Origin of the sequence: Cryobacterium levicorallinum, assembly GCF_004402405.1 — a bacterium.
GTDB classification, from domain to species: domain Bacteria; phylum Actinomycetota; class Actinomycetes; order Actinomycetales; family Microbacteriaceae; genus Cryobacterium; species Cryobacterium levicorallinum.
This window is the reverse complement of the sequence record NZ_SOFE01000004.1, coordinates 135,275-156,007: the sequence shown is the minus strand read 5'-3', so window position 1 is coordinate 156,007 and position 20,733 is coordinate 135,275. Positions and strand designations below refer to the sequence as shown.

The following is a 20,733-nucleotide window of genomic DNA, read 5'->3' as shown; positions in this document are numbered from 1 at the left end:
CCAAAGGATTTTAGATGCCCCGTCGCACGCTCACCGTCGTCGTTCTGCTCGGCGCCCTGGCCCTCACCGGCTGCACCAGCACGACCCCGGCCGCGCCGAGCACGACCCCGGCCGCGCCGAGCACGACCCCGGCCGCGCCGAGCACGACCCCGGCCGCGGTCGTCACGGCCGCTCCGAGCGGTGACGGAACCTTGAGCATCGGCACCCTCTTTCCCACCACCGGGGACAATGCTGCGAGCGGCGCAGCGCAGGTGGCAGGCACCGAGCTCGCCCTGCGCGACATCCTGGCCGAGCAGGCGACGCCGACGCAGCCGATCCAACTCGTGCATCGCAACTCGGCCGGTGACCTCGCCGCCGCCTACGCCGACCTCGCCGCTCGCGGCGTTGACCTGGTCTTGTGGGACGCGACGACCGCGCTGCCAGCGGATGCGCACAGCTCCGTTGGCAGCGCCGCTCTGGTATCACTGGGTGACTTCGCCAACGGTGGCACACCGCTCGCCGCAGACGAGACATTCACCGCGCATCTGAAGACCGCCGACCCGGGACTGAACGCCACCGCTGGCGGCGCGGAGGCCTACGACGGCCTGATCACGGCCGCCCTGGCCGCCGTGATCACCGGGGACGACGGCGGCGCATCGCTCGATGCCGGCTGGCCGCAGGTGATTTCGGGAACGGCCGTCTGCCTCTCCTGGGGCGAGTGCGTGTATGCGCTGGGGCAGGAGCAAACCATTGATTATCAGGGTGTGACCGGTCGCCGTTCGTAACGATTTGATCGCTTTACCCGGTTGTAACACGCACAGGTAGGTTTCTGTGCCGTTGATTGCCTAATCTGTCACCACGGCAGTCAATCGGCTGACCAGACTTACCTCTCGTTATCTATCAAGGAGCAACATGAGCGTATTCGCGAAGGCCTCCGCCTCCCGCTCCGTTCGTACCCTCGTTACCGGTGTCGCGCTCGTCGGCGTGAGCGCACTTCTGCTCACCGGCTGCAGCAACGACGCTGATACGGCACCCAGTGATTCTGCGGCGCCGTCGGCGGATGCCGCAGACTTCAATACGGTAGAGGCCGGTGACCGCGACCTGACGCTGAAGATCGGCACCGCCCTTCCTCAGAGTGGTGGACTGGCGTTCCTCGGCCCGCCCGAAGAAGCCGGTGTACAGCTGGCTGTCAACGACATCAACGCGGCCGGCCTCGGCATTACCGTCGAAGCCATTTTCCGCGACTCGGGTGACACCACGACCGACACCGCCACCGTTTCGGTGACCGACCTGCTGTCGCAGGACGTCTCGGCGATCGTCGGTGCGGCCTCTTCTGGTGTCTCCAAAACCATAATCGACCAGATCACCGGCGCCGGCGTCGTGCAGTTCTCCCCGGCCAACACCTCGGACGCCTTCACGACCTACGACGACAACGGTCTGTACTGGCGTACGGCTCCGTCTGACGTTCTGCAGGGCGAAGTGCTCGGCACCCAGATCGCTGACGATGGCAACGCCACCCTCGGCCTGATCGTGCTGAACGATGCTTATGGAACCGGCCTCGCCAAGTACACCAGCGACGCGTTCACCGCTGCCGGCGGCGAGGTGGTTGCGGAGGTACTCTTCAACGAGGGCGATTCCAACTTCGCCTCGCAGATCGCCGAAGTGACCGCGGCAGATCCCGACGCGATCGCGCTTGTCACGTTCGACCAGGCCAAGGTCATCGTCCCGGCGCTCGTCGGTTCCGGTTTTCCCGGCGACAAGCTGTACTTCGTCGACGGAAACGTCGCCGACTATAGCGCCGACTTCGCAGCCGGCCTCATCGAGGGCTCCAAGGGCACGTTGCCCGGCCTCGACACCGCCTCGCTCGGTGACTTCACCACCCGCCTCCTCGAAGTAGACCCGACGCTGACCGACTACAGCTACGCTGCCGAGTCCTACGACGCCGTGATCCTGATCGCCCTGGCCGCCTACGCGGCCAACGACGTGTCGGGTGAATCCATCGCGAGCTACCTGCGTCAGGTCTCCGGCGGAACCGGTGATGGCACCAAGGTCACCGACTTCGCCGAGGCTGCTGCAGCCTTGAAAGCTGGCGATCAGGTCGATTACGACGGCTTCTCCGGCCCGATCACGTTCGACGAGAACGGCGACCCGACCGGCGCTAGCATCGGCATCTACGAGTTCGATGCTGGCAACAAGTACACCCGCATCAACTAGCTCCACCGTTTAGCTGAATGATTGAAGGGCCCCGGCTTCGGTCGGGGCCCTTCTGCGTACCGCGTTGATTCACGCGAGCGCATGCGGCGACCCGGCCGCCAGCATCCGCTCAGCAAGCCCACACACAGAAGCGGCGCCCGAGAGAGTCTCGGACGCCGCCACGGGCTGGTACGGGTTATTTCGGGAGCTAATCCTGCCCGAGGGTGCCCAGGTAGAGGCCGATCACCTTGGGGTCGTTCAAAAGCTCACGTCCGGTGCCGGTGTACGCGTCCCGGCCCTGGTCAAGCACATAGCCGCGGTCGCAGATCTGCAGGCAGCGGCGGGCGTTCTGCTCGACCATGATCGTGGTCACTCCGGCCTTGTTGATCTCCTTCACCCGCAGAAAGGCTTCATCCTGGCGCACCGGGGACAGCCCGGCACTCGGCTCGTCGAGGAGCAGCACGTGCGGGCCCATCATGAGCGCGCGGCTCATGGCGACCATCTGTCGTTCGCCGCCGGAGAGCGAACCGGCGCGCTGGGACATCCGCTTGCCGAGCTCTGGAAAGATCTCGGTGACGAACTCCAAGCGTTCCACGAGCCCCTTGGGCTTGAGAAAGATGCCCATTTCGAGGTTCTCTCGAATGGTCAGGGTGGGAAAGACGTTGTTGTTCTGCGGTACGAAACCCACACCCTGTGCGACCAGCTTGTTGGCCTTGAGGTTGGTGATGTTGTTGCCGCGGAGCAGAATTTCGCCCTCGCGTACCTTGACCAGCCCGAAGATCGACTTGAGCAGCGTGGACTTGCCGGCGCCATTCGGGCCGATGATGCCGATCAGTTCGCCTTCGTAGGCGGTGAGCGAGCAGGAATTGAGAATGTTCACGCCGGTCACATACCCCGCGGTCACGTTCTTGACCGCGACGACCGCTTCCCGAGTCTCGGCCGGTGCTGGCGGGGCCAGCGGATTAGCGTTCGTCATCGAGCAACTCCTTTATGGCTGAGACGTTTTCGGCTTCGGCGGCCTGGTCTTCGCCGATGTCTTCGTCGTGGTGCTGCCCGAGATAGGCGTCGATCACGGCCGGGTTTCTCATGACCTCGTGCGGGTCGCCCTCGGCGACCACCTGGCCCTCGGCCATCACGATGACCCAGTCGGCGATGTGCCGCACCATGTGCATGTCGTGCTCCACGAACAGAACGGTCATGCCCTGGGACTTGAGGTTCAAAATATGGTCGAGCAGCGACTGGGTCAGTGCCGGGTTTACGCCGGCCATTGGCTCGTCGAGCATTACCAGGGTCGGGTCGCTCATCAGCGCTCTGGCCATTTCGAGCAGCTTGCGCTGCCCGCCGGAGAGGCTCGCCGCGTAGTCGTCCTTCTTGGTATCGAGCTTGAACCGGGTGAGCAGATCGAGTGCTTTGGCCCGGTTCTCCTCCTCCTGGTTGCGCCAAAGAAACGGCATCAGCGCGCGGAACATATTCTCGCCGGTCTGGCCCTTGGCGCCGAGCAGCATATTGTCCATGACGGTCAACAGCCCCAGGGCCTTGGTGAGCTGGAACGTGCGAATCTGGCCCATGCGGGCGACCCGGTAGGCGGGAACGCCGGCCAGGGAGCGGCCGTCGAAGGTCCATTTGCCGGCGTCGGGCTTGTCGAAACCGGTCAGCAGGTTGAACAGGGTGGTCTTGCCGGCACCATTGGGGCCGATCAGCGCGGTGATGGCGCCGCGCGGAACTTCGACGTGGTTGACATTCACCGCGGTCAGGCCGCCGAAGGTGCGGCGCACGCCGTCGACGACGAGAATCGGGTCGACCTTGCGGCAGCCCGGTTCGGCCTCGCCGATGTGCAGGCCGGTCGTTTTGATCGGCTTCTGGGTGGGAACGGGCGGCTCGAGCGGAGCGGCCGAAACAGCGTTATCGGACAAAAGCCAACTCCTTCTTATTGCCGAAGATGCCTTGCGGTCTAAAGATCACGATTAACATAATCGCGAGTCCCACCAGGATGAAGCGCAGCTGGCCGCCCTGAATGGCCGTCATGAACGGCAGCCAGCCGGCCTCGACGGCCCGGGAGATGAAGCCGGAGAAGAACGACAGCAGCACCCAGAAGATCATCGAACCGATGATCGGGCCGAGCACCGTCGCAGCCCCGCCGAGCAGCAGGATGGCGTAGATGAAGAAGGTCAGCGTGGTCTGATAGTTCGACGGCACGACCGCTCGGGGCAGGGCGAAGATCATGCCGGCGATGGTGCCGAGTACTCCACCGAAAATGAGCGACTGCATTTTGTAGGCGTACACGTTCTTGCCGAGCGCACGCACGGCGTCTTCGTCTTCGCGGATGCCCTTGATCACTCGGCCCCACGGGCTGCGCATGATCTGCCAGACGAACAGCGCCGCGAGAATCACGATCGACCAGGCGACGATGCGCAGCCAGGTGTCGTAGGCGTTGTTCTCAAACGGCCCGAATCCGTAGCTGCCCTCGGCAAGCGGGTTGAGCGCCGCGAACTCGTTCTTGTAACCGCTCAGGCCGTTGGCCGACCCGGTCACTGCGGCGAAGGTGTTCGTCGTGAACAGCAGCCGCACAATCTCGGCGGCGGCGATCGTGACGATCGCGAGGTAGTCAGCGCGCAGTCGCAGTGTCGGAATACCCAAAATCAAGGCGAAAATAACGGATGCTCCCACCCCCACCAAAAAGGCGCCCCAGACGGGAAAACCGAAGGTCAGGATGGAAATGGCGTAACCATAGGCGCCGAGGGCCATGAAGCCGGCCTGGCCAAAGTTCAGCAGGCCGGTGTAGCCGAAGTGCACGGCGAGCCCGAGGGCGGCGAGTGCGTAAGCGGCAGTGGTCGGGCTAATCAGCTCGACGGCTGCGTTGCCAAAGATTGCTCCCCAGTCCATGTGAACCCCTAACCAATTCTCTCTTTACGACCCAGAATGCCTTGCGGTCGAAACAGCAGCACCAGGATCAAAATAACAAGGGCGCCGACAATCTTCATGTCGGACGGAAGCCAGAGCGTTGACAGCTCAACGAAGAGCCCAACGATGAGGGAACCGACGAGGGCTCCAAAGGCGGTACCGAGACCACCCAGGGTGACGGCCGCGAAGACGAGCAGCAACATTTGAAAGCCCATGTCCCAGCTGACCCCCGGGCGGAAGTAGGCCCAGAGCACCCCGCTGAGCCCGGCCAGTGCTGCCCCGACCACCCAGACGATGCGAATGACGTTGTCGACGTCGATGCCGCTGGCCGAAGCCAGGCTGGGATTGTCGGAGACGGCACGGGTGGCTTTGCCGATGCGGGTGCGCAGCAGAAAGTAGGCCACGGCGAGCAACACCACGATGCTGATGCCCATGCTCGCGAGGTCGATCGGGGAGAGCGAGATCGGGCCGAACTTGAGGTCCGCCATGCCCGCGCCGGGCAGCTGACTCGTGCTGCCGCCGAAGAAATACTGGTACAGGTAGCGCAGCGCCAGCGAGAGTCCGATGCTCACGATCATGAGGGGGATCACCGCCACGCCTTTACGGCGCAACGGTTTCCAGAGCACCGCATCCAGGCTGAATCCGAGCGCGCCGCTCAACGCAATGGCGATGAGAATGGCGAGCCAGATCGGCAATCCGAAGTTGACCGAGAACACCAGCGTCATCAGCGCACCGAAGGTGATCAGCTCGGCGTGCGCGAAGTTGCTCAGCCCAGTGGTGCCGAAGATCAGCGACACGCCAATCGCCGCGAGGGCGAGCAGTAGACCAAAGTTCAGGCCGTTGAAGAACCGGTTCACAAACTGGTCGAAGAAGCTCACCGTATTGCGGACGCCTTCGCCGAGGAAGAAGTTGACCGAGCGACGGTCGGTCAGCCCGAACTCCGTTTCGATCACATTGCTGCCCTCGGTGACGACGACGCCCTCCGGAAGGGTTTCTTCGTCTAGGGTGACCTCATAGGTACTCTTTTCGGGAACCCCGATGGCCCATCGGCCATCAGCATCCGTTACCGTGTCGGCCTCGTAGCCGTTGCCGGACACGGCGATCGCTACGTCGCCGAGGGCTTCCCCGTCGAATTGCACGTTGCCGGAGATCGTGAAATCGAACTCGGTGCCGACCTCGTCGGCGTGCGCGCTGCCCGCCGAGAAGGTGGCCATGGTGAGGGCCGCGAGAAGTGTCACAAACAGGATCACGAGCATCCTGGGAACGTATCTCTGAGCCGTATGTGTGGGCTGCACGGGACCTCCATGTTGGTGCCGACCGATGGGTAACCGGGCGGGCGCCGGGTGACTAATGCCAACTTCTCTGTTGAGAGTATTTGCCGATTATGTCCTATATGTTTCGAAACTCCGCACCGGCTGGCCAATGGTGTGCGGAATGTGATGAGCCCAAACACGCTTAACATTGAAGGACCGGTCTATTCCCTTCACGTCCCGTGGGGTGGTATCGCGATTTTCCGGACAATTTTCAGTTTTTCAGCTACAGGTAAGGGGTTTCATGGATCAGCCAGATCCGTTCGGATTCACCGGACTCACCTACGACGACGTGCTGCTCCTGCCGGGGCACACCGACGTCATTCCGAGCGAGGCGGTCACCAAATCCCGGTTGACCCGGCGCATTGATGTGTCGCTACCGCTGCTCTCCAGCGCCATGGACACCGTGACCGAGACCCGCATGGCGATCGCCATGGCCCGTGAGGGTGGCCTCGGAATTCTGCACCGCAACCTGTCGATCGGGGATCAGGCCGAACAGGTCGACCTGGTCAAGCGCAGCGAATCCGGCATGATCACCAACCCGGTCACCACTTCGCCCGACGCCACCGTCGCCGAGGTTGATGCCCTGTGCGGCCAGTTCCGCGTGAGCGGGCTGCCGGTCGTCGACAGTGACGGCATCCTGGTGGGAATCATCACCAACCGCGACATGCGCTTCGTGCCGCATGCCAAGAAGGCCCTCACCCGGGTGCGCGAGGTCATGACGACCTCCCCGCTGATCACCGGCAAGGTCGGGATGGCTCCCGAAGACGCCCTCGCGATCTTTGCCAAGCACAAGATCGAAAAGCTGCCACTGATCGACGTCAACGGCAAGCTCACCGGCCTGATCACCGTGAAAGACTTCGACAAGAGCGAGGAATATCCCCTCGCCACCAAGGACGACGCCGGACGCCTGCGCGTCGGCGCGGCGATCGGCTTCTTCGGTGATGCCTGGCAGCGCGCGACCGCTCTGCTCGAATCCGGGGTGGACGTGCTCGTGGTCGACACCGCCAACGGCGACAGCGCCGGCGTGCTCGACATCATTCGTCGTCTGAAGTCGGACAAGGCCTTCGCTGACGTCGATGTGATCGGTGGAAACGTCGCCACCCGCTCGGGCGCCCAGGCGCTCATCGACGCGGGTGCCGACGCCATCAAGGTCGGCGTGGGCCCCGGCTCGATCTGCACCACCCGCATCGTGGCCGGTGTCGGCGTGCCCCAGATCACCGCCGTATATCAGGCCTCGCTGGCCGCGCGCGAAACCGGTATTCCGGTCATCGCCGATGGTGGCCTGCAGTATTCCGGTGACATCGCCAAGGCCCTCGTGGCCGGCGCCGACACCGTCATGCTCGGTTCCCTGCTCGCCGGTTGCACGGAAAGTCCCGGTGAACTCGTGTTCGTCAACGGCAAGCAGTTCAAGACGTATCGCGGCATGGGCTCGCTCGGCGCGTTGCAGACTCGCGGGTCGAAGACGTCGTACTCGAAGGACCGCTACTTTCAGAGCGATGTTCCGAGCGACGAGAAGCTGATCCCCGAAGGTATTGAGGGGCAGGTGCCGTTCCGTGGCCCGCTCGCCGCGGTGGCCTACCAGCTCATCGGCGGCCTGCGCCAGTCCATGTTCTATGTGGGCGCGCGCACGATCACCGAGCTCAAGCAGAAGGGCAAGTTCGTGCGTATCACCCCGGCCGGGCTCAAGGAATCGCACCCGCACGACGTGCAGATCGTGGTCGAGGCTCCGAACTACCGTCGGTAGTTCCGGCCCGGGCCGCCGCTCGCGTTGTCTAGGCGGCCCGCGCTGGCGGCCTGCGGATGCCGGGTGACGGCATCCGCTGGAAAAGGGGATGCCGGTGGCTTCCTCTAAACTGGAATCATGGAAATCGAGATCGGCCGCTCCAAGCGCGCTCGCCGCGTGTACGCCTTCGACGACATCGCGGTGGTGCCCAGTCGGCGCACCCGCGATCCGGAGGACGTGTCGGTCGGCTGGACCATCGACGCTTACCAGTTCGCCATTCCGGTGCTGGCTGCGCCGATGGACTCCGTCGTCTCGCCCACCACGGCCATCATGATGGGCCAGCTCGGCGGCGTTGGCGTGCTCGACCTCGAGGGGCTGTGGACCCGGCATGAGAACCCCGAGCCGTTGCTCGCCGAAATTCGCAGCCTGCCCGCCGATAAGGCGACCGCGCGCATGCAGGAGATGTACTCCGCCCCGATCCAGCCGGAGCTTGTCACCGCGCGCCTGGCCGAGATTCGGGCCGGCGGAGTCACCGTGGCCGGGGCTCTCTCGCCCCAGCGCACCCAAGAACTCTACGAAACCGTCGTTGCCGCCGGCGTCGACCTGTTCGTCATCCGCGGCACCACGGTCTCGGCCGAGCACGTCTCGCAGAACCAGGAACCGCTCAACCTCAAGAAGTTCATCTACGAGCTCGACGTTCCCGTCATCGTCGGCGGCGCTGCCACCTACACGGCGGCCCTGCACCTCATGCGCACGGGAGCCGCGGGCGTTCTGGTCGGTTTCGGCGGGGGCGCTGCGTCGACCACCCGCGCGACCCTGGGCATCCACGCCCCGATGGCCACAGCCGTAGCGGATGTCGCAGGCGCGCGCCGCGACTACATGGACGAGTCCGGCGGGCGTTACGTGCACGTCATCGCCGACGGAGGGCTGGGCGCCTCGGGCGACATCGTCAAGGCGATCGCCTGCGGCGCCGACGCCGTCATGCTCGGCACAGCGCTCGCCCGGGCAACGGATGCTCCCGGCGGCGGATTCCACTGGGGCGCCGAGGCGCACCATCCGCAGCTGCCGCGCGGCAAGCGCGTCGAGGTCGGCACCGTCGCGCCGCTCGAGGAGATCCTCTACGGTCCGGCTCCGGTCGCCGACGGCACCGCCAACCTGATCGGCGCGCTGCGTCGGTCGATGGCTACCACCGGTTACTCCGATCTCAAAGAATTTCAACGGGTTGAAGTGGTTGTCGCGCCGTACCGAGTGAACTAACGTCAGCTTAAATCAATATCGGTGAGAACTGGCGTCGGTTTAGATCAACACCGAAGTCAGCTCGTTCCGCCGGTACCCAGATTCACCCGCCACAATTCAGTACTGCAACAGCGTTGTTGCTACACGCCGCTTGAATTTGAACACGGAGTCTGAACAGGAGTAGTCATGGCCCCCCACAATTCGGTACCGCACATTTCAGCAGGGACTAATTCAGCAGTCACTAATTCAGTGACGCGATCCTCGAGATTAGGGCCGGAGGAGCGCGAGGCGGCCCTGGCCAAGCTCAAAGACAAAGAGCTCGACATTCTCGTGGTCGGCGGCGGAATCGTCGGTGCCGGGGCCGCTCTCGATGCCGTCACGCGCGGGTTGAGCGTCGGCATTCTGGAGGCGCGGGACTGGGCCTCAGGCACATCGAGCCGGTCGTCCAAGCTCGTGCACGGCGGCATCCGCTATCTGGAGCAGCTGGACTTTCGTCTGGTGCGGGAGGCGCTCACCGAGCGGGGCCTGCTGTTGCAGCGCATCGCGCCGCACCTCGTGAAGCCGGTGCGGTTCCTGTATCCCCTCAAGAAACGCTTCACCGAACGGTTCTACATCGGCGCCGGAATGCTGCTGTACGACATCTTCTCGTACACCGGGGGGCGCCCGCCCGGGGTGCCGCATCACCGCCACCTGTCGAAGAGTCAGGTGCAGAAGCTCATCCCGAGCCTGACCAACAACGCCCTGGTCGGCGGCATTACCTACTACGACGCCCAGGTCGACGACGCTCGCTATGTGTCCTCGCTTGTACGCACCGCCTCGTTCTACGGCGCGCACGCCGCCAGCCGGGTGCGGGTCGAGGGATTCATCAAGGTGGGGGAGCGCGTCGTCGGCGTGCACGCCCACGACCTGCAGACCGGCGAACGCTTCGATGTGCGGGCCAAACAGGTCGTGAATGCGACCGGCGTCTGGACCGACGACACCCAGCGCATGGTCGGCGAACGCGGCACCTTCAAGGTGCGGGCGTCGAAGGGCGTGCACCTCGTGGTGCCGCGCGACCGGTTCCAGAGCGCGATGGGTCTGCTGCTGCGCACCGAGAAGAGCGTACTGTTTGTGATTCCGTGGGGCCGACACTGGCTCATCGGCACGACCGACACCGACTGGTACCTCGACAAGGCGCACCCGGCCGCGACGGCCGCCGATATCGACTATATCCTCGAGCACATCAACTCCGTGCTGAGCGTTCCGCTCACCCGGGAAGATGTCGAGGGCGTCTACGCCGGGCTGCGTCCGCTGCTGGCCGGCGAGAGTGACGAGACCTCCAAGCTCTCCCGCGAACACCTCGTTGGGCATTCCGTTCCCGGCCTCGTCGTCATCGCCGGCGGCAAGTGGACCACCTACCGCATCATGGCCAAAGATGCAGTGGATGCTGCGGTGTCCGCTCTCGACGGGCGCATTCCCGCGTCGGCGACCCACGACATCCCCTTGCTGGGGGCCGAGGGATACCAAGCCGCCTGGAACAAGCGCGGCAAGATCGCCAGGGCGTTCGGCCTGCACACCGTGCGCGTCGAACACCTGCTCAACCGGTACGGCACCCTCACCGACGAGCTGCTCGACCTCATTCGCGCCACCCCGGCGCTCGCCGAACCGTTGCCCGGCGCCGACGACTACATCGGCGCCGAAGTGGTCTACGCGGCCTCGCACGAGGGCGCGCTGCACCTCGAAGACGTACTGGCTCGGCGTACCCGCATCTCGATCGAGGCGTGGGATCGCGGGGTGTCGGCTGCGCCGGTCGCCGCAGCGCTCATGGCCGGCGTGCTCGGCTGGGACCAGGAGCGCATCGACCGTGAGGTCGGCTTCTACCTCACCCGGGTCGCCGCCGAGCGGGCTTCGCAGGAGCAACCGGACGACGAGTCCGCCGACCGGGTACGCCTGGAAGCCCCCGACATCGTCGTGACCACCTAGCGCGCGGCTGCGGCGCTCCGCGCCTGGCACCCGGCTCGGGCGCAGTCGTGCGGGTGGTGCCGAGCGCGCTGGAGCAAAAGCGGCTCCGGTAGAATGGGGGAACTGCCCTTATAGCTCAGGAGTCATGACAATGGTTGATGTTCGGCGGGTCAAACTTCCCGGCGTGGGGGTACTGCACACCTTCATCACGGATGACGGTGGCAAGGTCGGCGTCATCGCCCACCGATCTGGCCACAGCGACCTCATCACCTTCGCCGATGATGAAGGCGGCCCGGACGCGAGCAAGGTTTCGCTGCGGCTTAACGAAGACGAGGCGCACACCCTCGCCGAGCTGCTCGGAGGTACCCAGATCACCGAGTCGCTCAGCGCCCTCGACCAGATCCCGGGCCTCAGCATCGACTGGTTCACCGTCGACTACGAAGACCACATCGCCGGCCAGGCCCTGGGCAATCCGGCCGACCGTGGCATCGCGGGCCTCACCGTCGTCGCCGTGGTGCGCGGCGAATCCGCCAACCCGGCCCCCGCCGCCGACTTCAAGGTCTTCCCCGGTGACACCCTCGTCGTCGCCGGCTCGCCGGAAAAGGTCGTCAAGGCCTTCGCGTTCTTTCGTACCGGTGAAGTGAAGGCGAAGACCGTCGACGCTCCACCCGGGGGGTAAGCGATGCACGTGGGCGAAGACCTCCTCGTTCTCGGCATCCTGCTCGTCGTCGCCTACGTTCTTGGCCGCCTGGGCAAGGTGATCGGGCTCCCCACCATCCCGATCTACATGATCGTGGGCGTGCTCGCCAGCCCCAACACCGACTTCTTCCCCCTCGACTTCCAATCCGGCGATATCGAACTCATCGCCGTGTTCGGCCTGATCCTGCTGCTCTTCAGCCTCGGCCTCGAATTCGACCAGGAAGAATTCTTCGGCAACGCCAAGACGCTGATCATCTCCGGCGGTTCCTGGGTGCTCATCAACATGGGCGCGGGTTTCATCTTCGGCATGCTCGTGGGCTGGGGCCCTCGCGAAGCCCTCGTCATCGCCGGTATGACCGGCACGTCGTCGAGCGCGATCATCACCAAACTGCTCATCGAACTGCGCCGCCTGGCCAACAAAGAGACACCGATGATCCTCGGCGTGACCGTCGTGGGTGATATCTTCATCGCGATCTACCTCTCCATCGTCTCCGTCGTGCTCAGCGGCAAAACCGAGATCTGGCCGATCGTGTTGCAGCTGTCCATCGCGTTCGTCTTTCTCGTCGCGATGTTCTCTCTCGCCCGCTGGGGCGGCCGGGTGGTGTCGCGTCTCATGCGCACCAAGGACGACGAACTGTTTACCATTTTGTTCTTCGGCCTGGTCGTGCTGTTCGCCGGCATCGGCGAGATCATCGGCGTGACGGATGCCATCGGCGCGTTCCTGATCGGCGTCGTGCTTGGCGCGAGCAGCTACCGCGCCAAGATCGAACGTGTCGCCGTGCCCCTCCGCGATATCTTCGCGGCGTTCTTCTTTCTCAACTTCGGCCTCGCCCTCGATATCGCCCAGTTCGGTTCGGTGATCGGTGTGGTGTTCATCGCCATCGGGATGACCTTTGTGCTCAGTCTGCTCTCGGGCGCGCTGCTGGCCTGGCTGCACAAAATGGGGCCACGCGAAGCCCTCAATACGGCCGCGATCTTCGTCAACCGCGGCGAGTTCACCTTGATTCTGGCGACCCTGTCGGTGTCGGCCGGGCTCGACCCGCGCCTGCAACCGTTCGCCGGCCTGTACGTGCTCTCCATGGCCATCCTCGGCCCGCTGTTCGCGGCGAATTCGGAGAAGATCGGGTCGGCACTGCGCCGGCGCGTGCCGGCATCCGTTTCGCCACAGGCATCGCGCAATCCGATGCGGGACGAGGAGATCGCCCTCGTCGAGGCGGCGACGGCGGCCCAGGCCACGGACGCCGACGAGCACACCCGGCGGGCAGCCAAACGTGACTCGGTCAATTCCCAAGCGACGGAAGCTACGGTTACCCAAGCGAAACACTTAGATTCAATGGCCGATTTCGCGCTCGGTCAGCACTCCCCAGATCCCGATGATGACGCCGACAGACCGGCACGCAAACCCGGGCGAGAAACCCACACAGGTGACTATTCGTGATCAAAATGATGCTGCGCCCCCGCTGGGTGCTCGCGCTGCTGCTGGCCCTCGGCGTCGCAGCAGGCTTCGCCCTGCTCGGACACTGGCAGCTGGAGCGCGCCATCGAATCCGGCGTGGTCGTGGAGCGCAGCACTGAGCAGGTCAAACCGCTCGCCGATGTCGTGCAGCCCGACGGTACGGTGACGCAGATCGCGACCGGCCAAATGGTCACGACGACGGGCTCCTGGGTGCCCGGCGATGAGCAGCTCATCACCACGCGCCTCAACGGCGGCATCGATGGTTTCTGGGTGGTCAGCCATTTTCAAACGGATGCTGCCGCCAGCGTCGCCGTCGCGCGCGGCTGGGCTCCCGACCGGGCCACCGCCCAGTCGGTCATCGAGGTATTGGCGACGGAACCGTCGAACGCTCCCGTCACGCTGACCGGACGCTTTCTCACCGGGGAGGCCCCGGAGTTGCCCGACCCGGAGGGCGACTCGATGGAAATGACTAAGGTCGCGCCATCCGCTCTGATCAATCTGTGGGCCGATTTCAGCGACGAGTCGGTCTATTCCGGCTACATCGTCGATGCCGAAGCAGCGCCCGGCCTTGATGTGATCGATTCCCCGGTGCCGGAAGTCGACCAGTCGCTGAACTGGCTGAACATCTTCTATGCCATCGAGTGGGTCGTCTTCGCCGGCTTCGCCGTTTTCCTCTGGTACCGCCTGGTGCGCGACGCCCTTGAGCGCGAAATTGAAGACGCCGAAGCCCTCACTGCGCTCACGTAGAATTAGGCACATGCCTCGTCTACCCAAGCCCGCCGATATCTCCAGAATTCCCGGTGCGCTGCGGCTGTACCAGGTGTCATCGACCATCACCGGCGTCTTCCTGCTGCTGCTCTGCATCGAAATGGTCATCAAGTACGGCTTCGGCCACGAGATCGAGATGGGCGGTTCGCAGGGGTTTCTCGCGCTCGTTCCGACCGACACGGTCGCCGCGGTCAACCTCAGCACCGGCGTTCTAATCGCGCACGGGTGGTTCTACGTGCTCTACCTGTTCGCCGACTTTCGCCTCTGGAGCCTCATGCGCTGGCCGTTCTGGCGCTTCGTGCTCATCGCCCTCGGTGGCGTCGTTCCCACCCTGTCCTTCATCGTCGAGGTTCCCGTTGCTCGCACGGTGAAGCGTTTCCTCGCCGAGAATACCGAAAAGACCGCGGCACTTGCCGAGAAGGCGAAGGCCCAAGCATGACCATTCCAGCGGATGCCCCCATCACCGACTCCGGGCTGGATCGCCCCGTTCTCGTGGTCGACTTCGGCGCGCAGTATGCGCAGCTGATCGCAAGGCGCGTGCGGGAGGCATCCGTTTATTCGGAGATCGTGCCGCACACCATCACCGCCGCCGAAGTGCTCGCCAAGAACCCACGCGGAATCGTTTTGAGCGGTGGACCGTCCAGCGTCTACGCCGAGGGCGCACCAGCTTTCGACGCTGCGATCTTCGAGCTCGGCGTGCCCGTGCTCGGCATTTGCTACGGCTTCCAGGTGATGGCGACCGCCCTCGGTGGCACCGTCGCCCACACCGGGGCCCGCGAATACGGCTCGACCCCGGTCACCGTGAGCAACGCAGGCAACGTGCTGCTGGCCAACCAGCCCGACAGCCAGACGGTGTGGATGAGCCACGGCGACTCGGTCGCCACCGCACCGGCGGGCTTCACCGTGCTCGCCTCGTCGGTGTCGACTCCCGTCGCCGCGTTCGCCAATGACGAGAAGCGGCTCTACGGCGTGCAGTGGCACCCGGAGGTCAAGCACTCCGAAAATGGCCAGCACGTGCTTGAAAACTTTCTGCACCGCGCCGCCGGTATCAACGCCGACTGGAACAGCGGCAACGTCATCGCCGAGCAGGTCGCGAAGATTCGCGCCCAGGTCGGAACCGGCAAGGTTATCTGTGGCCTGTCCGGCGGAGTCGACTCCGCCGTGGCCGCGGCCCTCGTGCACAAGGCCATCGGCGACCAGCTGGTCTGCGTCTTTGTCGACCACGGTCTGCTGCGCCAGGACGAACGCCGCCAGGTTGAAGAGGATTACGTCAAGGCCACCGGAATCCGTCTGGTAACGGTCGACGTACGCGAGCAGTTCCTGACCGCCCTCGAGGGCGTGAGCGATCCGGAGACCAAGCGCAAAATCATCGGTCGCGAGTTCATTCGCACCTTCGAGCAGGCCCAGGCCGAACTGATCAAGGAAGCCGCCGAAACAGACGGCGATCCGATCGCCTTCCTCGTGCAGGGCACCCTGTACCCCGACGTCGTCGAATCCGGCGGCGGCAGCGGCACCGCGAACATCAAGAGCCACCACAACGTGGGCGGCCTGCCCGAAGACCTGCAGTTCGAACTGGTCGAACCGCTGCGCACCCTGTTCAAGGACGAAGTGCGCGCGATCGGCGCCGAACTCGGCCTGCCGGCCGAAATCGTGCAGCGCCAGCCGTTCCCCGGCCCCGGCCTCGGAATTCGCATCGTCGGCTCGATCACCCAGGAACGCCTCGACCTGCTCCGTCAAGCGGATGCCATTGTGCGCGCCGAGCTGACCGCAGCCGGCCTCGACCGCGAGATCTGGCAGTGCCCGGTCGTGCTGCTCGCCGACGTGCGTTCAGTGGGCGTGCAGGGCGACGGCCGCACCTACGGCCACCCGATCGTGCTGCGCCCGGTGTCGAGCGAGGACGCCATGACCGCCGACTGGACCCGGCTGCCCTACGACCTGCTGGCCAAGATCTCGAACCGCATCACCAACGAGGTCGACGGGGTTAACCGCGTGGTGCTGGACGTCACCTCGAAGCCGCCGGGAACGATTGAGTGGGAGTAATCCCCAAGTAAAGAAGGGCCGGCTCTCGTGAGCCGGCCCTTTTTGTGTGCCCGGCACCCGCATCCGCTCGTAGCCGCGCCCGAAACGGCCACCCGTTTTGGGCGCGCTCATGCGTTTCTGGGGCGCTGGCCTACCGGGCGGCGGGCGGAACCGGCGGCCGACCCGACCGCGCGGCGCTCAGCGGGTGGGTCGCGCGAGCAGCGCGCGGGCGACTTCGACCGGATGCGCGAAGGTCTCCGTGCCGACGGTGACGAGCGCGCACTCGTGGAGCAGCATCATCCGCTTCGCCATGCACCAAAGCGGATGCCGCCACCCCCTCCTCGACCGAGAGGTGGCGCGGCCGACCGTTGGTGAGGTGCTCGATCGTGCGGCCCGACGGGCTGAGCGGGCAGAGGTATCTGCACTGGAGACGCTCGCGAGCGCCCGAACCGAGCGTTTGGGTCAGCTACAGGAGCGGACTGGCGCGTGATCGTGGTGGATTGTGCTGCGGTGGTTGACGTATTGACCGCCGTCGCCGGCACCGATGCGCTTGACTGGGCAGATGACGCGCACACTCAGTCCTGCCCACGAGATGGGGGAGCGGCCCGTGGCAGAACGCCGATCATGACCAGCCCTGACCTTCGCGACTGGCCGGCCAGCGACCCACGATTCCGCCGATCGGAAGTGTCGGCGGTCGTGGGGAGGGGTGGCGCGGTCTGGGAGCGCGCCGCCCGGGATGTGCTTCGGTGGCGGGTGAAGACCGCGAGCGGGTTTGCGGTTGACTCACCCGGTGCGGTGTCGCCCGGCGACCGTGTAATCGTCACTGCAGGCCTGTTCAACCTGACCGTTGTCGAGCCGGTGGAGGTCGTGGCCGTCGTCGATGAGCCGGACCGGGTCGGGTTTGCCTATCGAACCCTGCCCGGGCATCCGGTCAGCGGTGAGGAGGCGTTCATCGTGCACCGCCGTGGCGACGAGGTGCGACTCACCGTGCGTTCGCTCACGAGAGCGGCGCCGCAGCAACCGTGGCGAGCTCTCTACCCACTGCTCCGCGTCGCGCAACTGGTCGCGCGCAGGCGGTACCTGCGTTCGCTCCGCTGATCGAACGAGGCATCATGTCCAGGTCGTGCTTCGCTGTCGCCGAATCAGATACCCGTGAAACTTCGGTGCGGTGTATTCGTAGAGACCTTTTTGTAGCCGGTAGACCACACCCTGATCCGCCAGCCTGCCCATCAAGACGTTGACATTGCCCTGCTTGCGAGAGGTGACCTGGTGTATGTTGGCCGTCCGTAGCGGCGGATACTCGCACGCGCCGGTCAGCAGGAGAAAGTCCTGGGGCGAGCCGCGCGGCGAACCGGATGACAGTCCAATCGTCACGATCACCATCGAGCCCGTTGACAACGGCACAAGCATGACCTTCGATCTGCGCGGTGGCGACGGGTCCAAGGGCGATGGATTCTTCTACGACGGATGGCAGGACGTGCTCGATTCGCTCGGGCGATACCTGAGCTAATCGCGCGTTGCCGCAGCGTTGATCCTCTGCAACAGCCCCACGAGGATCGACTGTTCCTCGATGGTGAGAATCGCGGTGATGGCTCGCTCGGTCTCGACGTGCGGGGCCAGGGCGGTATCGATGAGCCGCTTACCGGCATCCGTCAGCGCGACCAGAGTGCCGCGGCCATCGTCGGGGTTCGCCTCGCGGCTGACCAGACCTCGCGTCTGCAGTTTGTTCAGCCGCTGGGCCACCGCGCTCGTCGAGATCATCGCATCGCGGGCCAGCGCCGCCGGGGCGATCCGGTACGGCGCACCACTCCGCAGCAGCGTGGCGAGCACGTCGAAAGAGGATGCGTCCAGGCCGTACCGCGTAAAGGTCGCGGCCAGGCGGGTCTCGATCGCCAGAGCGGTGCGGCTCAAGCGGCCGATGACGGCCATCGGGGAGACATCGAGGTCGGGCTTCTCGGTGCTCCACTGCTCAAGGATTCGATCAACCTGGTCTACCATGGCTCCAGCCTAGCAATTGCTAAGCACTTAGCTATAATAGCTAAGTGCTTAGCAATCGATCCCTGCTGTTGGCGACCACAGCCCTTGCCCCCATTCTCTGGGGCACCACCTATCTGACGACGACGATGTTCCTGCCCGCCGATCGGCCCCTGCTCGCAGCATTCCTGCGCGCGTTCCCCGCAGGGCTGCTGCTGCTGATTCTCTGCCGCCGGTTACCGCACGGCGACTGGTGGTGGAAATCCTGGGTGCTCGGCGTGCTCAATATCGGGGCGTTCTTCGCCCTGCTCTTCATTGCGGCCTACCGGCTGCCCGGCGGAGTGGCCGCCATCGTCGGAGGTCTGCAACCGCTCGTGGTCGCAGTGCTCGCCAGTCGAGTAATGCACGAGCGCCTGACCGGGCGCGTGCTGGCGGGCGGTGCGGCCGGAGCCTTCGGAGTGAGTCTCATCGTGCTCCAAGCGCAGGCGAGGCTTGACGCTATCGGAATTCTGGCCGCGTTCGGCGGCACGCTGTGCATGGCATCCGGGATCGTGCTCTCCAAGAAGTGGGGGCAGCCCGCGCCGCTGCTCGCGACAACTTCGTGGCAACTCATCGCCGGCGGACTCAGCCTCCTGCCCGTCCTGCTCCTGCTCGAGGGCCTCCCGACCACGCCGTTGACCGCGCCCAACCTCCTCGGCTACGCGTATCTCTCCGTGGTCGGCACCGCATTCGCCTACGTCGCCTGGTTCCACGGCATTGCGCGTCTGGCGGCGAGCACCATTGCCTTCCTCGGCCTGCTGAGCCCGGTCGTTGCGATCCTGCTCGGCTGGGCGATCGCCGGAGAGCACCTTGCCCCGATTCAGATAGCGGGAATCGTCATCGTTCTGGGCTCGATCTCGGCCGCCATCGTTGCCAGGGCGCCAAAGCCTGCCGGTCTTCCACGCAACCTCAGAGGGAGGGGGGTCAAGCGTGGCTCATCGTTCCTTCGGCCGGCTGATCTCGGTGCCGGCCGCGAGTCTGGCGGCATTCCACGAGAGCCCGTCGACAACGCCGGGATCGATGCCGGCGGGAGCGGTGAGCGCAGATTGCGCTTCTTGGAACCTGTGAATGGTGCTGTAGATGGTGGACTCGATGACGTCTCTACGCAGCACTGACCACGATTGAGCCTCATTGACCAGCCGCTCGACCGTGATCTTGCGGTGATCGAACACGTTGTCGATTGCCATCGCCAGATCCCAGTTGATCCGGCCACGCTGGAAGAGGTTCGGAACGGCGTCGTAAATTTGCGAGATGCTGGTGCCATCACTGTCGTGGATAAGCCCGACGTTCTTGGCGTGGGCATCTTTGTTTCCAATGAGAACGTGAAAAACCAGTTGCCGCAACCATTGCGTCGTGGCAGTCGCTGATTCCCGGAAGGTTCCCGTCAACTCGGCGATGCGCAGTGCGCTCGGCCTGTTCTGGTTCATGGGCGACCGGGCCTCCTGAAACTTTACGTCGGAGTCGCGCCAGTCCAGGCCCAGGGCTTGGGTGACATCCTCCTGATGTACGAGGGTAACGTTTCGGCCAGAGACCAGACGGTCGAATCGTTCGATAGCCAAGAACGTGGTCTGGCCCAGGGTTATTACCTCGCTGCTGAATTGAGAGAGCCCCATGTGCCGGGCGAGTTCATGGCTATAGAACTCGTTGTAGATTCCCCCGGGCCGGGATTGCAGTTGCGGTTTGAGGATGTGCGTCGAGTGGGCTCGACCGTGAGGCTCGTGCCAATCGGAATCAAATCGCGCTGGTTGCCGTCCGGCGCATAGCCGCCGAAAAAGTTGGAGACCAAGGTGGCGTCTGGGCGAGTACCCGGAAGAGACGCGAACGATTCGGTCAGGGTGATCGAGCCAGGCCAGTAGTCGCTGTCCCAAGTGAAAATGATGCGGTGCATGTCGTGCTGCCGGCCGCTCCGATAGGTTTCCACCACGCCGTGATAGTCCTCGTGGAGGAAGACGGACAGTGCGTCAGACATGATCGTCGGTCTTGTCACTGAGAGTGTATGAAATGGTGATGGTGATGCCGAGCGTGTTCAGGGAGCGAAAGAGCCGGGTGATATAGAGATTGGGTCGCCCCTTCTCCAACTCCTGCAAATATTGGCGGGAGATGGCGAGGTCCTGAGCGAGGTCGTCTTGGCGGATGCCTCGGGACTCGCGAACGGCCTTGATCACGGCGCCGAGGTCGCGGAATTTCGTCACCGCCACGGTATTCATTTCAGGCCTCTCGTTCGCGGGGCCGGGGGTAGCCCCTAGCTATGTAGGCATACTCTTGCAGACATGCATGGAAGAATAAGCTTGCATGCAGGTATGTACGGATATTCTTGCACCGGGCATCCGCTTGTTTAGCCTTTGGGGGCCTTGATGTATTTGCGGATAGCGCGGATGACTACAAAGGCCAGCCCGAGGAGCACGATGGCGCTGCCGATGTAGCCGAACGTTGCGGTCATGCCGGTGGCTTCAAGCGGGAGCAACGCGTGCAGGTCTGTGAAACTCATTACTC

21 protein-coding genes and 1 pseudogene are annotated in these 20,733 nt (G+C 64.5%); 13 read left to right on the top strand and 9 right to left on the bottom strand.

The window, feature by feature from the left end; all coding sequences use genetic code 11:
- The first annotated feature begins 14 nt into the window (after positions 1-14).
- Both E3O11_RS02920 and E3O11_RS02915 read left to right on the top strand, forming a co-directional pair.
- Positions 15-764, top strand: a complete 750-nt coding sequence (locus tag E3O11_RS02920; RefSeq protein WP_092449541.1) for a hypothetical protein — start codon at positions 15-17, stop codon at positions 762-764.
- A 127-nt stretch (positions 765-891) separates the two neighbouring features.
- Positions 892-2,193 carry an ABC transporter substrate-binding protein gene (locus tag E3O11_RS02915; protein WP_092449543.1) on the top strand — a complete coding sequence of 434 codons (1,302 nt, stop codon included), beginning with the start codon at positions 892-894 and terminating at the stop codon, positions 2,191-2,193.
- Between the two features lie 187 nt (positions 2,194-2,380).
- On the opposite strand, the gene E3O11_RS02910 is transcribed toward E3O11_RS02915, so the two are convergent.
- From E3O11_RS02910 to E3O11_RS02895, 4 genes are read right to left on the bottom strand one after another with little or no spacing between them, the layout of a single operon-like run.
- Positions 2,381-3,148 carry an ABC transporter ATP-binding protein gene (locus E3O11_RS02910; RefSeq protein ID WP_092449545.1) on the bottom strand — a complete coding sequence of 256 codons (768 nt, stop codon included), beginning with the start codon at positions 3,146-3,148 and terminating at the stop codon, positions 2,381-2,383.
- Positions 3,135-4,025, bottom strand: a complete 891-nt coding sequence (locus E3O11_RS02905; protein ID WP_233195182.1) for an ABC transporter ATP-binding protein — start codon at positions 4,023-4,025, stop codon at positions 3,135-3,137. Before E3O11_RS02905 ends, E3O11_RS02910 begins: the two co-directional genes overlap by 14 nt.
- A 49-nt stretch (positions 4,026-4,074) precedes the next feature.
- Positions 4,075-5,055 carry a branched-chain amino acid ABC transporter permease gene (locus tag E3O11_RS02900; protein WP_092449549.1) on the bottom strand — a complete coding sequence of 327 codons (981 nt, stop codon included), beginning with the start codon at positions 5,053-5,055 and terminating at the stop codon, positions 4,075-4,077.
- An 8-nt stretch (positions 5,056-5,063) separates the two neighbouring features.
- Complete coding sequence (locus E3O11_RS02895; RefSeq protein ID WP_092449551.1) at positions 5,064-6,329, bottom strand: branched-chain amino acid ABC transporter permease; 1,266 nt, start codon at positions 6,327-6,329, stop codon at positions 5,064-5,066.
- 298 nt (positions 6,330-6,627) lie between these two features.
- On the opposite strand from E3O11_RS02895, the gene guaB reads away from it, so the two are divergent.
- The 10 genes from guaB (at position 6,628) to E3O11_RS02845 (ending at position 17,737) form a co-directional block, all read left to right on the top strand.
- Positions 6,628-8,130 carry an IMP dehydrogenase gene (gene guaB / locus E3O11_RS02890; protein ID WP_092449553.1) on the top strand — a complete coding sequence of 501 codons (1,503 nt, stop codon included), beginning with the start codon at positions 6,628-6,630 and terminating at the stop codon, positions 8,128-8,130.
- A gap of 117 nt (positions 8,131-8,247) precedes the next feature.
- Positions 8,248-9,366 carry a GuaB3 family IMP dehydrogenase-related protein gene (locus E3O11_RS02885; RefSeq protein ID WP_092449554.1) on the top strand — a complete coding sequence of 373 codons (1,119 nt, stop codon included), beginning with the start codon at positions 8,248-8,250 and terminating at the stop codon, positions 9,364-9,366.
- A gap of 228 nt (positions 9,367-9,594) precedes the next feature.
- Positions 9,595-11,307 carry a glycerol-3-phosphate dehydrogenase/oxidase gene (locus E3O11_RS02880; RefSeq protein WP_092449555.1) on the top strand — a complete coding sequence of 571 codons (1,713 nt, stop codon included), beginning with the start codon at positions 9,595-9,597 and terminating at the stop codon, positions 11,305-11,307.
- A 124-nt stretch (positions 11,308-11,431) separates the two neighbouring features.
- Positions 11,432-11,965, top strand: a complete 534-nt coding sequence (locus E3O11_RS02875) for a cation:proton antiporter regulatory subunit (RefSeq protein WP_233193339.1) — start codon at positions 11,432-11,434, stop codon at positions 11,963-11,965.
- Positions 11,966-11,968: 3 nt separating this feature from the next.
- Positions 11,969-13,423, top strand: a complete 1,455-nt coding sequence (locus E3O11_RS02870; protein ID WP_092449557.1) for a cation:proton antiporter — start codon at positions 11,969-11,971, stop codon at positions 13,421-13,423.
- Positions 13,424-13,428: 5 nt separating this feature from the next.
- The gene (locus tag E3O11_RS02865) at positions 13,429-14,187 is read left to right on the top strand and encodes an SURF1 family protein (RefSeq protein ID WP_170851562.1); all 759 of its coding nucleotides are present in this window, start codon (positions 13,429-13,431) and stop codon (positions 14,185-14,187) included.
- 10 nt (positions 14,188-14,197) lie between these two features.
- Complete coding sequence (locus tag E3O11_RS02860) at positions 14,198-14,647, top strand: DUF3817 domain-containing protein (RefSeq protein ID WP_092449561.1); 450 nt, start codon at positions 14,198-14,200, stop codon at positions 14,645-14,647.
- A complete protein-coding gene (guaA, locus tag E3O11_RS02855; RefSeq protein WP_092449563.1) occupies positions 14,644-16,248 on the top strand; it encodes a glutamine-hydrolyzing GMP synthase in 1,605 nt (534 codons plus the stop codon). The genes E3O11_RS02860 and guaA overlap by 4 nt, the downstream gene beginning before the upstream one ends.
- 603 nt (positions 16,249-16,851) lie before the next feature.
- Entirely contained in the window at positions 16,852-17,325 is a 474-nt protein-coding gene (locus tag E3O11_RS02850; protein ID WP_092449783.1) for a DUF1990 family protein, read from the top strand.
- Between the two features lie 175 nt (positions 17,326-17,500).
- Positions 17,501-17,737, top strand: a complete 237-nt coding sequence (locus E3O11_RS02845) for an SRPBCC domain-containing protein (RefSeq protein ID WP_092449565.1) — start codon at positions 17,501-17,503, stop codon at positions 17,735-17,737.
- Here the strand turns inward: E3O11_RS02845 and E3O11_RS02840 are convergent.
- A complete protein-coding gene (locus E3O11_RS02840; RefSeq protein ID WP_092449567.1) occupies positions 17,734-18,225 on the bottom strand; it encodes a MarR family winged helix-turn-helix transcriptional regulator in 492 nt (163 codons plus the stop codon). The genes E3O11_RS02845 and E3O11_RS02840 overlap by 4 nt on opposite strands.
- A gap of 44 nt (positions 18,226-18,269) precedes the next feature.
- Between E3O11_RS02840 and E3O11_RS02835 the strand changes: the two genes are divergently transcribed.
- Entirely contained in the window at positions 18,270-19,355 is a 1,086-nt protein-coding gene (locus E3O11_RS02835) for a DMT family transporter (RefSeq protein ID WP_092449569.1), read from the top strand.
- Positions 19,356-19,364: 9 nt separating this feature from the next.
- Here the strand turns inward: E3O11_RS02835 and E3O11_RS18645 are convergent.
- From E3O11_RS18645 to E3O11_RS17475, 4 genes and pseudogenes are all read right to left on the bottom strand, one after another.
- Positions 19,365-19,892 (bottom strand): annotated as a pseudogene (locus E3O11_RS18645) (HipA domain-containing protein); the annotation flags it as partial.
- A complete protein-coding gene (locus E3O11_RS17480) occupies positions 19,823-20,209 on the bottom strand; it encodes a hypothetical protein (protein WP_166787460.1) in 387 nt (128 codons plus the stop codon). The pseudogene E3O11_RS18645 and the gene E3O11_RS17480, both read right to left, overlap by 70 nt.
- On the bottom strand, positions 20,202-20,447 hold the full coding sequence (locus E3O11_RS02825) for a helix-turn-helix domain-containing protein (RefSeq protein ID WP_092449573.1): 246 nt from the start codon (positions 20,445-20,447) through the stop codon (positions 20,202-20,204). Before E3O11_RS02825 ends, E3O11_RS17480 begins: the two co-directional genes overlap by 8 nt.
- Before the next feature lie 128 nt (positions 20,448-20,575).
- Positions 20,576-20,728, bottom strand: coding sequence for a hypothetical protein (locus E3O11_RS17475; RefSeq protein WP_158251615.1), 153 nt, complete (start codon positions 20,726-20,728; stop codon positions 20,576-20,578).
- Positions 20,729-20,733: the final 5 nt, after the last annotated feature.

Excerpts from the sequence above, each read along its gene's own strand:
- E3O11_RS02920 (WP_092449541.1), top strand. The coding sequence starts at position 15 with ATGCCCCGTCGCACGCTCACCGTCGTCGTTCTGCTCGGCGCCCTGGCC.
- E3O11_RS02915 (WP_092449543.1), top strand. The coding sequence starts at position 892 with ATGAGCGTATTCGCGAAGGCCTCCGCCTCCCGCTCCGTTCGTACCCTC.
- E3O11_RS02910 (WP_092449545.1), bottom strand. The coding sequence starts at position 3,148 with ATGACGAACGCTAATCCGCTGGCCCCGCCAGCACCGGCCGAGACTCGG.
- E3O11_RS02900 (WP_092449549.1), bottom strand. The coding sequence starts at position 5,055 with ATGGACTGGGGAGCAATCTTTGGCAACGCAGCCGTCGAGCTGATTAGC.
- E3O11_RS02895 (WP_092449551.1), bottom strand. The coding sequence starts at position 6,329 with ATGCTCGTGATCCTGTTTGTGACACTTCTCGCGGCCCTCACCATGGCC.
- guaB (WP_092449553.1), top strand. The coding sequence starts at position 6,628 with ATGGATCAGCCAGATCCGTTCGGATTCACCGGACTCACCTACGACGAC.
- E3O11_RS02885 (WP_092449554.1), top strand. The coding sequence starts at position 8,248 with ATGGAAATCGAGATCGGCCGCTCCAAGCGCGCTCGCCGCGTGTACGCC.
- E3O11_RS02875 (WP_233193339.1), top strand. The coding sequence starts at position 11,432 with ATGACAATGGTTGATGTTCGGCGGGTCAAACTTCCCGGCGTGGGGGTA.
- E3O11_RS02870 (WP_092449557.1), top strand. The coding sequence starts at position 11,969 with ATGCACGTGGGCGAAGACCTCCTCGTTCTCGGCATCCTGCTCGTCGTC.
- E3O11_RS02865 (WP_170851562.1), top strand. The coding sequence starts at position 13,429 with ATGATGCTGCGCCCCCGCTGGGTGCTCGCGCTGCTGCTGGCCCTCGGC.
- E3O11_RS02860 (WP_092449561.1), top strand. The coding sequence starts at position 14,198 with ATGCCTCGTCTACCCAAGCCCGCCGATATCTCCAGAATTCCCGGTGCG.
- guaA (WP_092449563.1), top strand. The coding sequence starts at position 14,644 with ATGACCATTCCAGCGGATGCCCCCATCACCGACTCCGGGCTGGATCGC.
- E3O11_RS02850 (WP_092449783.1), top strand. The coding sequence starts at position 16,852 with ATGACCAGCCCTGACCTTCGCGACTGGCCGGCCAGCGACCCACGATTC.
- E3O11_RS02845 (WP_092449565.1), top strand. The coding sequence starts at position 17,501 with ATGTTGGCCGTCCGTAGCGGCGGATACTCGCACGCGCCGGTCAGCAGG.
- E3O11_RS02840 (WP_092449567.1), bottom strand. The coding sequence starts at position 18,225 with ATGGTAGACCAGGTTGATCGAATCCTTGAGCAGTGGAGCACCGAGAAG.
- E3O11_RS17480 (WP_166787460.1), bottom strand. The coding sequence starts at position 20,209 with ATGTCTGACGCACTGTCCGTCTTCCTCCACGAGGACTATCACGGCGTG.
- E3O11_RS02825 (WP_092449573.1), bottom strand. The coding sequence starts at position 20,447 with ATGAATACCGTGGCGGTGACGAAATTCCGCGACCTCGGCGCCGTGATC.
- E3O11_RS17475 (WP_158251615.1), bottom strand. The coding sequence starts at position 20,728 with ATGAGTTTCACAGACCTGCACGCGTTGCTCCCGCTTGAAGCCACCGGC.